This is a genomic window from Nitrospirota bacterium (genome assembly GCA_023229435.1).
GTDB lineage: Bacteria > Nitrospirota > UBA9217 > UBA9217 > UBA9217 > JALNZF01.
Window position 1 is genome coordinate 14,038 of the sequence record JALNZF010000001.1, and the last position, 15,072, is coordinate 29,109.

The following is a 15,072-nucleotide window of genomic DNA, read 5'->3' on the forward strand; positions in this document are numbered from 1 at the left end:
CATTACCATCGTCCCTCGAGAATAATGAGGTGCTGTTATGAAGGATTTGCAGGGAACAGAACTTAGGGATACCATCCAATTCCACGGCCACCTCTGCCCGGGGCTTGCGCTCGGCTTTCGCGTGGCAAAGGCGGCGCTGCGCGAGCTTACGGCCGACCGGCCGCAGGACGAGGAATTGGTCGCAATCGTGGAGAACGATTCCTGCGCCGTCGATGCCGTCCAGTTCATCACGGGCTGCACCTTCGGGAAGGGTAACCTCATCTTCCACGATTACGGCAAGCATGTATACACATTCACGAATCGCCGCACCGGTCGGGGCGTTCGCATATCCGAGGATTACCGCGGGTTCGAGAATGATCAGCGTTTTCCCGGGCTCAAGAAGCGGGAGGCGGCGGGGGAGGACGTGTCCCGCGAGATGCAGATGTTCAAGATGGAAAAGGCCTCGGCGATCCTGAAGGCTGATGAGCAGGAGATATTCACCATGACGCCGGCCTCATCGCCTCCACCGGAAGAAGCAGCGATTCGCGGTTCGCTGCGTTGTTTCCTTTGCGGTGAGAAGTTCATGGAATCCCGCAGCCGTGAGAAGAACGGCAAGGTTGTGTGTATCCCGTGTTTTGAAAAAACATGAGCAATCCACCCTCCGTTTGCATATTGTATTCTCAAACTGTTCGCTGGGAACAGACTCCTGGATCAACCGCCGGTTTTGAACCCGAACCTCGAATATTTCACCCCCAACGATATACTGAGCCCTCAATAACATCCTCTTTTTGCTACAATATTCTTGACAATAAACCACGCTGAAGTTATTATAACGACAGTTTTTCATCTCATGTTCAACCAGCGCATGGCAATGATAAGGAGGATACTATGAAAAAAGTTTCTGTTTTATCAGTAGTTGTTCTGTTGCTCCTGATCGGCTGCGTCTCGCAATCAACGTACGACCTCAAGGCAAAGGAAGCACTGACCCTCTCATCGCAAAGTGAAGACCTGCAGGCGCAGGTAAAGACCCTGACCAGCGACGTCGAAGTGCTCAAAATGGACAGGGGGGCTCTCGTAAAGCAAAAAGATGCGATCCAGAAAGAGAGGGACGAGCTCCAGGTAAAGAACAACGAGCTGTCGCTGAAGGCCGAGAAGGCCGAGCAGCTTGAGAAGGCCACGCAGACCTATCAGGATCTCCAGAAGAAGCTCGAAAAAGAGATCAGGGAAGGTCAGGTGAAGATCACGGAGATGAAGAACCGCCTGACCATGACCATGGTGGACAAGATCATCTTCCCCTCCGGCAGTACGGAGATCAGCAAGGAAGGGAAAGCGGTCATGGACAAGGTGATCAGCATCCTGAAAGACGTAAAAGACAAGCGCATTCAGGTCGAAGGGCACACGGACAATGTGAAGATCGTGAGCGAGCTCAGAAAACGGTTCCCCACAAACTGGGAGCTCTCGACTGCCCGGGCAACCGAGGTGGCGAGGTATCTCCAGGAGACCGGCGGCATCAATCCGATCCTTCTGTCCGCGACGGGCTATGGTGAATACCAGCCGGTCGCTCCGAACGACACCGATGAGGGAAAGAGTGCGAATCGCCGTATTGAGATCGTCCTGCTGCCGCCGTTAAAATAGGGGCACTACGGTTTTATTAACCACAGGTACCCAAAGATAAAAGCACCCCCACCTCTGTTTCTCCGCCTCACCGGCAGGGAACAAGGGTGGGGGTTGTTCTTCGCGGCACCCCTGTAAAGGATTACACGGTTTATTGTAACCCCAGGATTTCAATGCCGACCGTGTTCATTTCTACCGAGTGCGAAGCGCCGGCGGATGCAAAAGAAGGATAACGATGTTCACCGGGATCGTTGAAGAGATGGGGAGTGTGAAGGCGCTCCGGCGTGACGCGGGAGCGGCCCGTTTGACAATATCCGCGTCCCTGGTGCTCGGCAGCACAGGTACCGGCGACAGCATCTGCGTGAACGGCGTCTGCCTCACCGTCGTCGATATCTCGACAAGCGATTTTTCAGCCGATGTTGCAGTGGAAACGCTGAAGGTCACGAACTTCGGGGACCTGAGGAACGGCTCAAAGGTCAACCTCGAGCGGGCCCTTCAGTTGTCAGCGCGGATCGGCGGCCACCTGGTGAGCGGTCACGTTGACGGGGTGGGACGGGTCCGTGAGAGGCGTGAAGAGGGAAATGGCTGGCGGATCTTCATTGATGCACCGGAGACCGTGCTGAGATATGTAATAAAAAAAGGCTCGATCGCGATCGATGGGATCAGTCTTACGGTTGCCGATGTTGATAAAACCGGTTTTTCCATCGCCATGATACCTCATACCGCGAAGCTTACGACGCTGGGGTTCAAGTCAGCGGGTGACAGTGTAAATCTGGAGTCTGATCTGATCGGAAAATACGTTGAACGGCTTCTGCAGGGCAGGGTCGAAGGCGAAGTGAGCCTGGAATTATTGAGAAAGAATGGATTTGCGTAAATAAAAGGGTTCGGCGTCCGGGGGTAGGGGTTCAGCAAGAGGCAGTATTCCTTTCCCCCCCTGTTTACCGGCCCCTGTCCCCGCTACTCTGAGGTGATTGTATGAAGTTTAACACGATCGAAGAGGCCATCGCCGATATCAAGAACGGCAAGATGGTCATCCTTGTTGATGATGAGGACCGGGAGAACGAAGGGGACCTGACCATGGCTGCGGAAGCCGTAACCCCCGAGGCCATCAATTTTATGGCCATGCACGGCCGCGGGCTCATCTGCCTGTCTCTTACGTCCGAGCGCGTGGAACAACTGCAGCTGCCGATGATGACCACGGACAATACGTCGTCGTTCGGCACGGCGTTCACGATCTCCATCGAAGCGAAGAAGGGCGTGACCACGGGTATTTCCGCGGCTGACCGGGCTTTGACGATCCTGACCGCCATCAATCCCAAGTCCAAGCCGGCGGACCTTGCCCGTCCGGGGCATGTGTTCCCGCTCCGCGCGCGAGTGGGCGGCGTGCTTCAGCGCGCAGGCCAGACCGAAGGGTCCGTGGACCTTGCCCGGCTCGCGGGGCTGTATCCGGCAGGAGTGATCTGCGAGATCATGAACGATGACGGCACGATGTCCCGTGTTCCGCAGCTCATGGAATTCGCCAAAAAATTTCACCTTAAGATAATCACGGTGAAGGACCTGATCGCTTACCGGGTCAGAAAAGAGTCGCTCGTGCGCAGGGTGGCGGTCACAAAAATGCCGACCAGCTACGGGAGCGACTTTACCGCAATCCTTTATGCGAACGACATCGATCGGATGAATCACATCGCGTTGGTAAAGGGCGACATCAAACCGGATGATGAGGTGCTGGTGCGGGTACACTCCGAGTGTCTCACCGGCGATGTATTCGGTTCGCTTCGCTGCGACTGCGGCGACCAGCTCCACAACGCCATGAAGATAATCGACGAAGAAGGCAAGGGCGTGATCTTATACATGCGCCAGGAAGGCCGCGGCATAGGCCTTGAGGGCAAGCTCAAGGCATACGAGCTTCAGGACCAGGGCAAGGACACGGTTGAGGCGAACCTGGCGCTCGGATTCAAGGCCGATCTCAGGGACTACGGCGTCGGCGCGCAGATCCTGCGCGACCTTGGTGTCCGCAAGATCCGGCTTCTGACGAATAATCCCAAAAAGATCGTGGGTCTCGAAGGCTATGGATTGACCGTTGTAGCGCGCATGCCGATCGAAACGCATCCCCATTCCAAAAACATCCATTACCTCAAGGTGAAGAAGAACAAGATGGGGCATATGCTGGAAAAGGTATAAAACAAGCAATTACCAATAAACAAGCACCAAATATCAAATAAATTACAATTTTCAAACGCCAAATCACAAACGTTTCGGAAATTGGAATTTTGAATTTGGATTTTCCCGACGACAGGAGGGCTTGATGACGAAGATAATTCAGGGAGATTTGAGCGGCAAGGGTCTGAAGATCGGGATTGTTGCCGCCCGGTTCAATGATTTCATCACGAGCAGGCTGGTGGACGGCGCTCTCGATGGATTGCAGCGGCACGGGGTAGCCGAGGCCGACATTGAGATGGTGAGGGTCCCCGGGGCTTACGAGATCCCGCTTGCAGCCAAGATGCTTGCGCAGTCCAGAAAACTCAACGCCATCATCTGTCTCGGCGCGGTGATCCGCGGCGCGACGCCGCATTTCGAGTATGTGAGCGCCGAGGTGAGCAAGGGCGTGGCCTCGGTTTCCCAGGAAACAGGTTTGCCGGTCATCTTTGGGGTTCTGACCACCGACACCATTGAACAGGCGATCGAGCGCGCCGGCGCCAAGAGCGGCAACAAGGGCTGGGACGCGGCTCTCTCAGCCATCGAGATGGCGAACGTCGTGAAACAGCTGGCTTAACAGCGGATGCATGCGCAGGAACGGCGGTAAGGCGACAGGGTATGAAGAGACGCAAGGCAAGGGAGTATGCGCTCCAGATATTGTTCCAGCTCGATATCAGAAAAGAGAAGCCTTCAGCTATTGTCCTGAGGCATTTCTGGACAGAGTACCAGCCGGACGAAGAGGTCAAGATCTTTGCAGAAGAGATCATCAAGGGGACCTATAAGCACCTGGCTGAGATCAACAAGCTGATCCACGCATGCGCAAAGAACTGGAGCCTCGACCGCATGTCCGTGGTTGACCGGAATGTGCTCAGAATGGCGGTATATGAAATTCTTCACCGGATGGATATTCCCACCAGTGTAACGATCAATGAGGCCATAGAAATCGCCAAAAAATACGGTACCGAAGAATCCGGTTCGTTTGTGAACGGCATTCTGGACAGTGTTGCCAGGACAACCGGCAACCTCGATGAGGGAAAGACAGGGTCGTAGCAAGTCCGGTTTCAAACAACTCACGAAGACACGCGGAAACAGCCCCACATTTCAATATGCCGTTCCGCGCGACGTTGCGTCTGCGCGTGAAGTTCTTTATTTTCAACCAGCCCATCAACGAGTGGGTCGTAGGAAGAAGGGGCGATGTCCAGCGTGACGGTGAAGGTAATCCTTCAGGACATAACGAAACTTGCGACAGAAGCCCTGATCGTCGGTTTTTATGAGGATGTCCGGCCGCTGAAGGGCATTGCCGGAGAGCTCGACTGGCTGCTCTGCGGCTCCCTCTCATCGCTCATTCTCACGAAGAAACTTCGCGGAGCGCTCGGTGACGTGGCCCTCGTAACCTCACAGGGCAAGGTGCCCGCGCAAAAGATCTTCCTGGTGGGGTTGGGACCCCGGGCCGGGTTGACCCTGACAACGCTGAGAAGCGCGGCGAGGACCGCGGCGGCCAGTGCCGTGGGAGCGGGTGTCAGGAGCGCGGCAATTGAATATTTTCCATCCGTTGATATGCCTCGGGACGGCGGGATGAGCGCTCTGCATCAGGGATTGAACGAGGGCGCCGGCGGACGCGGCTTCGATGTTCATGTAATTGCTTCGGATGTCGAAGCCTACGAAAATCTTTCACGATTGATCAAGGCATAACGGAAACAGGAGATCCTGATGATCCCTCGCTACAGCAGACCGGAGATGGCCACTCTCTGGGAACCGGAAAACAGATATCGCGCCTGGCTCGAGGTAGAGCTTCTTGCCTGCGAGGCGAACGCAAAACTGGGGCTGATCCCGGCACGGGCGCTCGCCACGATCAAGAAAAAAGCCGACTTCAGGGTAAAGCGGATCGACGCTCTTGAAAAGACCGTGAAACACGACGTTATCGCTTTTCTTACCGCTGTCGGCGAGCATGTCGGCCCCGATTCCCGCTACATCCATCTCGGCCTCACGTCCTCGGATGTCCTCGACACCTCTCTTGCCGTGCTCATGCAACGGTCATCGGACATTATCATCGATGATATCCGCCTTGTTATCAAAACACTCAAAAAGCAGGCATTGCGGTATAAAAAAACGGTGATGATCGGCCGTTCACACGGGGTGCACGCGGAGCCGGTCACCTTCGGCCTCAAGATGGCCCTCTGGTACGAGGAAATGCAGCGGGCCCTCGAACGCATGCTGCGAGCACGGGACGTGATCAGCGTCGGCAAGGTTTCCGGCGCGGTCGGGACCTTCGCGAACATCGACCCTTTTGTAGAGACTTACGTTTGCCGCAAACTGGGTCTTAAACCCGAACCGGTTGCGACGCAGGTGGTCCAGCGTGACCGGCATGCCGAGTTCCTGACGGTGCTTGCCCTTATCGCGTCATCGCTCGAAAAATTCGCCATTGAGCTCCGCCATCTTCAACGGACCGAGGTGCTTGAGGCGGAGGAATATTTTTCGGAAGGCCAGAAGGGTTCTTCCGCCATGCCTCACAAACGGAACCCGATCTCAGCAGAAAATCTTTCCGGTCTCGCCCGCGTCGTGCGCGCGAACTCGATCGCTGCGATGGAAAATGTCGCCCTGTGGCACGAGCGGGACATCAGTCATTCGTCGGTCGAGCGGATCATCATACCCGACAGCATTATCCTCATTGATTACATGCTGGCGCGTTTCAATACCCTGATCGACAGGCTTTTTGTCTATCCCAAGAACATGCAGCGCAATATGGCGATCTCCAGAGGGCTTTTCCATTCAGAGACCGTGATGCTTGCGCTCGTGGGCAAGGGGCTCACGCGCGAGGCCGCCTACTCCCTTGTGCAGCGGAATGCCATGGAAGTGTGGAAACAGGGCGGCGATTTCAAGCAGCGGCTGAAGAACGATCAGGATATCCACAGCTACTTGAGCGGCAAGGAGATCGATGACTGCTTTGCTCTTTCCCGTACGCTCACGAACGTTGATTATATCTTTAAAAGGGTCTTTAAGAAAAAAAATAAATAATCACCATGAAGGTTCACCCCATCAGAAAGCATTGCAATTTCTAACGGGGCAGGCGAAGACTCGAAGTAAACCATTCAAGCCTTTCTTCGTGCCTTAGTGTCTTAGTGGTGAAAGGACACAAACGTATGTTCGACAAATTTCATGAAGAATGCGGCGTGTTCGGGATCTTCGGTCATCTCGATGCGGCGAACCTCACCTACCTGGGGCTTTACGCACTGCAACACCGCGGCCAGGAGTCGGCGGGGATCGTTTCGTCCGACGGCAAGAAGCTCTATAGCGAAAAGTCAATGGGTCTCGTTGCGGACATCTTCACCGAAGATCGAATAAAAAAACTTCCCGGGCATAGCGCCATCGGACACAACCGCTATTCGACCACCGGCGACAGCGTCGCGATCAACATCCAGCCGATCCTCGTGAATTTCGCGCTGGGTGGTCTTGCCATCGCCCACAACGGCAACCTGGTAAACGCCGGCATCCTCAAGGACGAACTTGAGGCGTACGGCTCCATTTTCCAGTCCACCATGGACAGCGAGGTGATCGTCCATCTTATTGCCCAGTCTCGCATGTCCACTCTGCACGACAGGATCATCGACGCCCTCAGTCATGTCCAGGGCGCTTACAGTCTGCTCATTATCACCGAAGATGAACTTATCGCGGTCCGGGACCCGAACGGGTTTCGACCGCTCTCGCTGGCCGAACTTGACAACGGGTATGTTGTCGCTTCAGAGACCTGCGCCTTCGATCTGATCGAGGCCACCCACATCCGCGACATCGCGCCTGGCGAGATGGTTGTGATCAACAATCATGGCATTCGTTCATCATTTCCCTTCAAGCCGGCGGAGCCATCCCACTGCATTTTCGAGTTCATCTATTTTGCCCGGCCTGACAGCATGGTCTTCGGCCAGAATGTGTATACGATCCGGAAGAATTTCGGCAGACAACTCGCCCGCGAGACCGGAATAGAGGCTGACGTTGTCATCCCGGTCCCGGATTCCGGAGTGCCTGCGGCCCTGGGATATGCCGAAGAAGCCGGAATTCCTTTTGACACCGGCCTTATCAGGAACCACTACGTGGGCCGCACGTTCATCGAGCCGCGCCAGACCATCAGACACTTCGGGGTCAAGATCAAGCTTAACCCGGTTAAGGACGCGCTCAAAGGCAAACGCGTGGTTGTGGTGGATGATTCCATCGTGCGAGGCACCACGAGCAAAAAGATCATCAAGATGATAAGGAACGCGGGCGCCACGGAGATCCATATGCGGGTCAGTTCTCCGCCGACGGCGTTCCCGTGCTTCTACGGCATTGATACGCCAACGAGACAGGAACTCATTGCTTCAACGCACAGCATCGAAGAGATCAGGAAGTACATAACCGCGGACACAATTGGATATATCAGCATGGACGGTATCCAAAAGGTGGTTCCGCACCGCATGAATTACTGCTCCGCGTGTTTTGACGGGGCGTATCCAGTGCCGTTTCCGGGCGAGAAGTTGCTGCAGTTGGGATTGTTTGACAAGGAATAATCGAACGCGGAATAAATAAAAGAATGGTGCCGAGGCGCAGAATTGAACTGCGGACACGAGGCTTTTCAGGCCTCTGCTCTACCAACTGAGCTACCTCGGCAGTTTTTGACGACTGCTTGACGAGACGGTAAAATAGCAGAATGGGGGGCTCATTGTCAAGGTTTTTTCTTTTGCCGGTAATTGAAAAAGATATTCTGCAGCCCGCCAGTCTTAACGATACGTCGTTAGCGACGCTGTTTTCTCTGTGGAACTCGAACGTGCGCATTTATCAAGTTAGTAACCTCTCGTAATCTCCCTCCCCACCTGGCGAATGCTTCGGCCAGTGTCAGTCATGGATACAGGTTGTTTCCAATCCATTTATGCTGCATGCTAAACGTTGTTTTGCGTTTGCCGTTTGTATTGCACTTCGCAGAAAAGTATTACCTTGACATTAGTTGCCATTGTTTGGTAAAATTTCTTCTATCAGTTTGATATGACAAGCAAATTCCATGGATAAAGAAACCTCCGAAATAGCCAAGTTAACGGGGCGTATTTCGAAAGACCCCAAGTCAAAGCTTTTTGTCCCGCTCGCTGAAGAGTACAAAAAAGCCGGGGACATTGAGATGGCCATCCATGTGCTTTTGGAGGGGCTTAAAAACAATCCGGACTATGTTACCGCACGGTCCTCCCTTGGGAAACTCCTGCTGGCAAAGGGAGATCTGGCAGGCGCGCAAAAGGAATTTGAAGAGGTCGTGAAGACGAGCCCGGATAATGTTATGGCCCAAAAAAAGCTGGGCGATCTTCTTATTCGTCAGAACAGGCCCCTTGATGCGCTTCCGCATTATAAAATTGCCCTCTCTCTCAACACTGGTGATGGGGAGTTGGCTTCCCTGATTTCAGATGTCGAAGCAGGCCGGGATGTCAGTTCAAAAATCCAGGCGTTAAAGGCGAAGGGAACGGTTGAGCAGGCAAGTAAACAGGAACAACCGGCATCAACAGCGGCACCCCAACAGGCACCTGGACCTGTTCCTTCTCAACCATCGAACGTTGAGCCAATAACACCTGTCGAAACTCCGCCGGTGTCTCAGGCGGTATCACCGGCACCATTTACAGAGACGGCGCAAGCGTCGGCATCTTCGGTGACGGAAACGGAAGAGCCGGAAGAGGTTCTTGTCGTGGAACCGCTGGAGCCGGAGGCTTCTGCGCAGGAACCGCCGGCGGCCGGCATTGGTCTTCCTGAGGCACATGAACTCCCGGCAGTACCTTCGGTTGTCGCGGCAGAAAGTTTTGACCTTGATTTTCCAACGGGCGATCAACATCCGGATGAGCCGGTCGTCAGCCAGGACATCGGGCCTGAAACAGAACCATTCAATGGTGAGGACAGGGAAACGATCCCGACGGATGTTTCCGAGGAAATAAGCGCAGATAAGATCGTTGAAACCGGATTCGGCGAAGAGGTCCTTGAAAATGTCCCGGAACCGTCATCCGAAGACATTTCGGGAAAATCAGATGATTTCACAACCGACACGCTCGCAGAACTTTATATTTCCCAGGGCTTCTTTGAAAAAGCCGTTGAAATTTACGAGCGGATGCTGGTTGATAAACCCAACAGCCGGGGGTTGCAGGACAAACTGTCATGGGTGAGGGCCGCAGTTGCCCGGACGGTTACTCCGGCAGCAGAACAAAAAATTGAAGAGGATATTTTCGGTGCAGAGGAAGCGCGGGAATACATCCCTGCTGATAAAGCCGGTGAAGTTGTAATAGAACCGCTGGAAGAGCACCTGCCGCAACAAAACGAGGATACAACAGGTTTTCAACCTGAGGCCGTCACTGAAGGCCGGGATCATGTCCCGACCGTTGAACTGGACGAACTGTTCATAGACGCTGAGGTTGTTGCGGAACCGGATACAGTCGTCGGGCCGGAGGAAAAGTCATCGGAAGAGAATATCGATGCCGGGTTCGGTACGTATCAACCTGAAGCAGGGCCGAAAGCCCAAACGACGGCAGGGGAAGGTGAAGGATTCACCGTCTTGGAGGACTCTTCTGTCCAGGCGCAGACCGGTTTAAAGGTAAATTTCGAACCGCGGGAGTATGTCCCCCCTAAAATTGAGCAGGAGCCCCTGGAAGCAACTTCTCACCAAGAACACGAGACATCCGTCCCTCATATTGCCGGGCGCAAGGAAACGATCGCGCGTTTGGAAACCTGGCTCACTACTATTAAAAAGGAGAAATAAATGCCCTTTGCCGATATCCTGAAAGAAGTGGTCAATAGCACGGAAGGAGCCCTTGGCGCGCTGATCGTGGGTCTTGACGGCATTCCTGTCGAAGAATATGCCAAAAGCAGCGATATGGACATCCAGTCCATGACCGTTGAATTTTCATCGCTCCTTAAGGAAATAGAGAAAGGCTCCCAATCCGCGGAGATGGGCTCCACGAAGGAAGTGACGGTCATCGCGGACAAAGCAATGATCATGCTGCGCAGGCTGAACGATGAGTATTTTTTCGTTTTGATCATAAAACCTGACGGAAATTTCGGCAAAGGAAGGTTCCTCCTTCGGATGGCGGCGCCCAGGCTGCTCAAAGAGTTTTGAGAACATTGACTTTTCTCTGCTGTGCGGTATATCCAAAAACTGCCTTGGGCAGTTTTTTATTTTGTGCGGGGGAAACATGAAAATCCTGGTCATGCACGGGCCCAACCTGAACCTTCTCGGCAAGCGCGAGCCTGATATATACGGCACCTTCACGCTCGACGATATTAACAACCGGCTTTCCTTACTTGCCAAGGAACTCGGCGTGGAAGTGTCTTTCTATCAGTCGAATCACGAAGGCGAACTGGTCCAGAAGATCCAGGAAGCCATGGGCGTCTACGGGGCCATCGTGATCAATCCGGGCGCGTACACGCACACCAGCGTGGCACTCCGGGACGCGATATCATCCACCGGCATACCGACCGTGGAAGCGCATATCTCCAATATCTATAAACGTGAGGAGTTCCGGAAGCATTCATACATTTCCGGTGTGGCAATAGGACAGGTCACCGGTTTTGGGGCCGAAAGCTACCTCCTCGCTTTCAGGGCAGCGGCCGGGTTCGGGAAGGCCGGTGGGAACAAGAAGTGATGCGGAGGCCTGAACAGGACCGTCTCGCCAGGCTCAGGCAGATCATGAGCGAGAACGGGCTCGATTCACTTCTCGTGACCCGGCGCGAAGATATTCGCTATCTGAGCGGATTTACCGGTTCGTTTGGTTCCCTGCTGGTCGCTTCCGGCAGGTCATGTCTGATCACCGATTTCCGATACAATGTGCAGGCCCGTAACGAAACCACCGGCATCACGATCCTGATCCAAAAAAAAGATCACTGCAAGGCTGTCCGGGATGCCGCCGAGCGTATGGGTGTTGATACGCTCTGGTTTGACGAGTCAGCGCTCACGGTCGAAGGGCTTAAAAAATTCAAACAAAATGGGTTTAAGCTGAAGGGACACGCTGATCTGGTCAGGACGCTCAGACAGCAGAAGGACAAACACGAACTTGCGAATATCCGCACGGCAATCCGCCGGGCCGAGGAAGCGTTCCTGGAGTTAAAGGCGGATATCAAGCCGGGCGCCTCGGAGCAGGGTCTCGGATCGAAGCTCGAATATCTGATGCGGGAGAAAGGCGCCCGCAAGGCGGCTTTTGATACGATTGTTGCTTCAGGCGCTCATGGGGCCATGCCCCATGCCTCGGTCACCAATCGGCGCATTAAAAAAGGCGATCTGGTGACCTTTGATTTCGGCGCCGAAGCGAATGGGTATTACAGCGATATAACGCGGACCTTCTGTGTCGGGCGGCCTTCCTCCAAACAGCGACAGATCTATGAGATTGTCCTGCAAGCGCAAGCAGCAGCGATCCGATCCGTCAGGCCCGGTATTCCATGCAAGTCTGTTGACGATGCCGCACGGGAGGTCATCAAAGGGGCGGGACACGGAAAACACTTCGGTCATGGCACCGGTCACGGCATCGGGCTCATGGTCCATGAAGGGCCGGCCGTGTCTCAGTTGTCCAGGGATACGGTTGAAAAAAACATGGTGTTCACGGTTGAGCCCGGCGTGTATATCCCTGGTTGGGGAGGGGTTCGCATCGAAGACATGATCCAGGTAACTGACAAAGGTGCCAAGGTGCTGACCACGCTTCCGAAAGAGCTGGATGGATTAAATATCTTCTAGAGCATACAATGTCTAACCTGTTGATAAACAACAAATGTTAAATTGCAACATCATCACGTAATATGAAAGGGAGGTAGTAAATAAGTGCAGGTATCTACAACAGAATTTAGAAATGGTTTAAAAATCGAGATCGACGGTGAGCCGTTCGTGATCGTGGAGTTTCAGCATGTGAAGCCCGGCAAGGGCGGGGCATTCGTGAGAACCAAGTTCAAAAGCCTCAAATCGGGGAATGTGACCGACAAGACCTTCAGAGCGGGTGAAAAAGTGGATGTCCCCGACCTCGAGGAAAAGACCATGCAGTACCTCTATGGCGCCGACAAGGACCGAGTGTTCATGGACACCACCAGCTACGAACAGGTCTCCCTGAACGAAAAGCAGCTTGGCGACAGCACCAATTATCTCAAAGAGAACATGGAGATCAAGGTCCTCTATCACAAGGGGATGCCGATCAACATTGAAGTGCCCATGTTTGTGGAACTGGTGATCGCCAGGACAGATCCGGGTGTGCGGGGCGACACTGCCTCGGGGGGGTCCAAGCCGGCAACCCTTGAGACCGGTGCAGTGGTCAAGGTACCCCTTTACATGAACGAGGGCGACAGCATCAAAGTAGACACGCGCACGGGGACCTTTATCGAGCGGGTCAAGAAATAGACCAGTTCACTATCATATCAGCGACGTGAAAAAGGAGTAGTCATGAACCTGAAAGAGATCAAGGAACTGATAGAGCTGATGAAAAACACCGACATCTCGGAACTGGAGATCGAACGTTCCGGCGTGAAAGTACGGCTCCGGAAGGGCGGCGACGTCACTTTCCATCCCTCCATGCCGCGCATGGAATATCCGCCGGCGGCCATTGTGGCGCCGGCGGTCACCGTAACGCCGGCACCCGAGGGTGTTGCCGAGAAAGCAACGGAGCCGGTCAAAACGAACATCATCAAGGTGACCTCTCCCATTGTCGGCACGTTCTACCGGTCAAGTTCTCCGGACAAACCTGCGTATGTGGAGGTCGGCGACGTAGTGAAAAAAGGCCAGGTGCTCTGCATCATCGAAGCAATGAAACTCATGAATGAGATCGAGTCCGAGGGTGCCGGGAAGATCGTTCAGATACTGGTGGAGAGCGGCGCCCCCGTGGAGTATGGCGAGCCGCTTTTCGTGATCGAGCAGAATTAGGACTGCTGGTGACATTGAAAAGGTAAAATAATGGCGTTGAGGTGGATGAGTGTTTAAAAAAATATTGATCGCCAACCGCGGCGAGATCGCGCTCCGTATCATCCGGGCATGCAAGGAGATGGGCATCAAGACCGTTGCCGTGCATTCCACCGCGGACGCAAACTCATTGCACGTGCGCTTTGCGGATGAAAGCGTGTGCATCGGCCCGCCGAAGAGCTCCGACAGCTATCTGAACGTGCCGAGCATCATCAGCGCAGCCGAGATCACTGATACCGAGGCAATTCACCCCGGGTACGGCTTCCTGGCGGAGAACTCGAGTTTCGCCGAGATCTGCAACTCCACGGGGATCCGTTTTATCGGACCGAGTCCCGAGAGCATCAAGCAGATGGGGGACAAGGCCAGGGCGCGGGAAACGGCGCAGAAGGCGGGGGTGCCCGTGCTGCCGGGCAGCAAGGGTGTCGTGACCGAGGAAAGCAGCGCCATTGAGATCGCACGAGAACTTGGGTTCCCGGTGATCGTCAAGGCCTCGGCGGGCGGCGGCGGAAAAGGCATGCGGGTCGTGATGGAAGAGGCTGAATTCGCCAATGCCTTTGTCATGGCCCAGACCGAGGCGCTTGCGGCGTTCGGCAACGCCGACGTGTATCTCGAGAAATACATTCTCCAGCCGCGCCATATCGAGATCCAGATCATGGCCGACGAAAAAGGCAATATTGTTTATCTGGGAGAGCGGGAGTGCTCGATCCAGCGCAGGCATCAGAAACTCATCGAGGAAGCCCCCTCCGTCATTGTCGATGACGGCCTGCGCAAAAAGATGGGCGAGATGGCCGTTGCTATTGCCAAGTCCGTCAAATACCGCAACGCGGGCACGATAGAGTTCCTGATGGATGAGCATGGGAAATTCTACTTTATGGAGATGAATACCCGTATCCAGGTGGAGCATCCGGTGACCGAGATGGTGACGGGCATTGATATTGTGAAGGAGCAGATCCGTGTGGCGGCGGGACTTCCGCTTTCGTTCACCCAAAAGGACATCAGGATCAAAGGGCACAGCATCGAATGCAGGATCAACGCCGAGGACCCGGAAAAGTTCACTCCCTCGCCGGGAACGGTCACGGCCTTTAATCCGCCGGGTGGGCTCGGCGTGCGGGTGGAAACCGCCGCATACACGCAGTACGTGATCCCGCCTTATTATGATTCGATGATCGCAAAGCTGATCGTGCACGCGGAGACGAGGGCTGACGCGATCATGAGAATGAAGCGTGCGCTGAATGAGTTCATCATCGAAGGGGTCAAGACCACGATCCCCCTGCACATAAAAATTCTCGACGACCCTCAATTCCAGAAGGGCGATATTTCCACGAAGTTCATGGAGCGGTACAATAACCCGGCAAAGTGAT

16 protein-coding genes and 1 tRNA gene are annotated in these 15,072 nt (G+C 54.4%); 16 read left to right on the top strand and 1 reads right to left on the bottom strand.

Annotated features, from left to right (window positions below; genetic code table 11):
• The first annotated feature begins 37 nt into the window (after positions 1-37).
• The 9 genes from M0R70_00080 to purF all read left to right on the top strand — a co-directional run bounded on the left by M0R70_00080 (position 38) and on the right by purF (position 8,327).
• Positions 38-628, top strand: coding sequence for an FmdE family protein (locus M0R70_00080; GenBank protein MCK9417758.1), 591 nt, complete (start codon positions 38-40; stop codon positions 626-628).
• 239 nt (positions 629-867) lie between these two features.
• Positions 868-1,614, top strand: a complete 747-nt coding sequence (locus M0R70_00085; protein MCK9417759.1) for an OmpA family protein — start codon at positions 868-870, stop codon at positions 1,612-1,614.
• A gap of 214 nt (positions 1,615-1,828) precedes the next feature.
• Complete coding sequence (locus M0R70_00090; protein ID MCK9417760.1) at positions 1,829-2,467, top strand: riboflavin synthase; 639 nt, start codon at positions 1,829-1,831, stop codon at positions 2,465-2,467.
• Positions 2,468-2,568: 101 nt separating this feature from the next.
• Positions 2,569-3,774 (top strand): bifunctional 3,4-dihydroxy-2-butanone-4-phosphate synthase/GTP cyclohydrolase II, encoded by a 1,206-nt coding sequence (locus tag M0R70_00095; protein ID MCK9417761.1) that lies wholly within the window; start codon positions 2,569-2,571, stop codon positions 3,772-3,774.
• A 124-nt stretch (positions 3,775-3,898) separates the two neighbouring features.
• On the top strand, positions 3,899-4,366 hold the full coding sequence (ribE, locus tag M0R70_00100) for a 6,7-dimethyl-8-ribityllumazine synthase (GenBank protein MCK9417762.1): 468 nt from the start codon (positions 3,899-3,901) through the stop codon (positions 4,364-4,366).
• Between the two features lie 41 nt (positions 4,367-4,407).
• Positions 4,408-4,839, top strand: coding sequence for a transcription antitermination factor NusB (gene nusB, locus M0R70_00105; protein ID MCK9417763.1), 432 nt, complete (start codon positions 4,408-4,410; stop codon positions 4,837-4,839).
• Between the two features lie 144 nt (positions 4,840-4,983).
• Positions 4,984-5,481, top strand: a complete 498-nt coding sequence (locus M0R70_00110; protein ID MCK9417764.1) for a hypothetical protein — start codon at positions 4,984-4,986, stop codon at positions 5,479-5,481.
• Between the two features lie 18 nt (positions 5,482-5,499).
• Positions 5,500-6,804 carry an adenylosuccinate lyase gene (gene purB / locus M0R70_00115; protein ID MCK9417765.1) on the top strand — a complete coding sequence of 435 codons (1,305 nt, stop codon included), beginning with the start codon at positions 5,500-5,502 and terminating at the stop codon, positions 6,802-6,804.
• Positions 6,805-6,929: 125 nt separating this feature from the next.
• Positions 6,930-8,327 (top strand): amidophosphoribosyltransferase, encoded by a 1,398-nt coding sequence (gene purF / locus M0R70_00120; GenBank protein ID MCK9417766.1) that lies wholly within the window; start codon positions 6,930-6,932, stop codon positions 8,325-8,327.
• Between the two features lie 24 nt (positions 8,328-8,351).
• Here the strand turns inward: purF and M0R70_00125 are convergent.
• Positions 8,352-8,427 (bottom strand) — tRNA-Phe (locus tag M0R70_00125).
• 655 nt (positions 8,428-9,082) lie between these two features.
• On the opposite strand from M0R70_00125, the gene M0R70_00130 reads away from it, so the two are divergent.
• The 7 genes from M0R70_00130 to accC all read left to right on the top strand — a co-directional run bounded on the left by M0R70_00130 (position 9,083) and on the right by accC (position 15,071).
• The gene (locus M0R70_00130) at positions 9,083-10,540 is read left to right on the top strand and encodes a hypothetical protein (GenBank protein ID MCK9417767.1); all 1,458 of its coding nucleotides are present in this window, start codon (positions 9,083-9,085) and stop codon (positions 10,538-10,540) included.
• Positions 10,541-10,897 carry a roadblock/LC7 domain-containing protein gene (locus M0R70_00135; protein MCK9417768.1) on the top strand — a complete coding sequence of 119 codons (357 nt, stop codon included), beginning with the start codon at positions 10,541-10,543 and terminating at the stop codon, positions 10,895-10,897.
• 76 nt (positions 10,898-10,973) lie between these two features.
• Positions 10,974-11,423 carry a type II 3-dehydroquinate dehydratase gene (gene aroQ, locus M0R70_00140; GenBank protein ID MCK9417769.1) on the top strand — a complete coding sequence of 150 codons (450 nt, stop codon included), beginning with the start codon at positions 10,974-10,976 and terminating at the stop codon, positions 11,421-11,423.
• Positions 11,423-12,505, top strand: coding sequence for a Xaa-Pro peptidase family protein (locus M0R70_00145; protein ID MCK9417770.1), 1,083 nt, complete (start codon positions 11,423-11,425; stop codon positions 12,503-12,505). Before aroQ ends, M0R70_00145 begins: the two co-directional genes overlap by 1 nt.
• 84 nt (positions 12,506-12,589) lie before the next feature.
• Complete coding sequence (efp, locus tag M0R70_00150; protein ID MCK9417771.1) at positions 12,590-13,156, top strand: elongation factor P; 567 nt, start codon at positions 12,590-12,592, stop codon at positions 13,154-13,156.
• 42 nt (positions 13,157-13,198) lie between these two features.
• Positions 13,199-13,675 (top strand): acetyl-CoA carboxylase biotin carboxyl carrier protein, encoded by a 477-nt coding sequence (gene accB, locus M0R70_00155; protein ID MCK9417772.1) that lies wholly within the window; start codon positions 13,199-13,201, stop codon positions 13,673-13,675.
• A 49-nt stretch (positions 13,676-13,724) separates the two neighbouring features.
• A complete protein-coding gene (gene accC / locus M0R70_00160) occupies positions 13,725-15,071 on the top strand; it encodes an acetyl-CoA carboxylase biotin carboxylase subunit (GenBank protein ID MCK9417773.1) in 1,347 nt (448 codons plus the stop codon).
• Position 15,072: the final 1 nt, after the last annotated feature.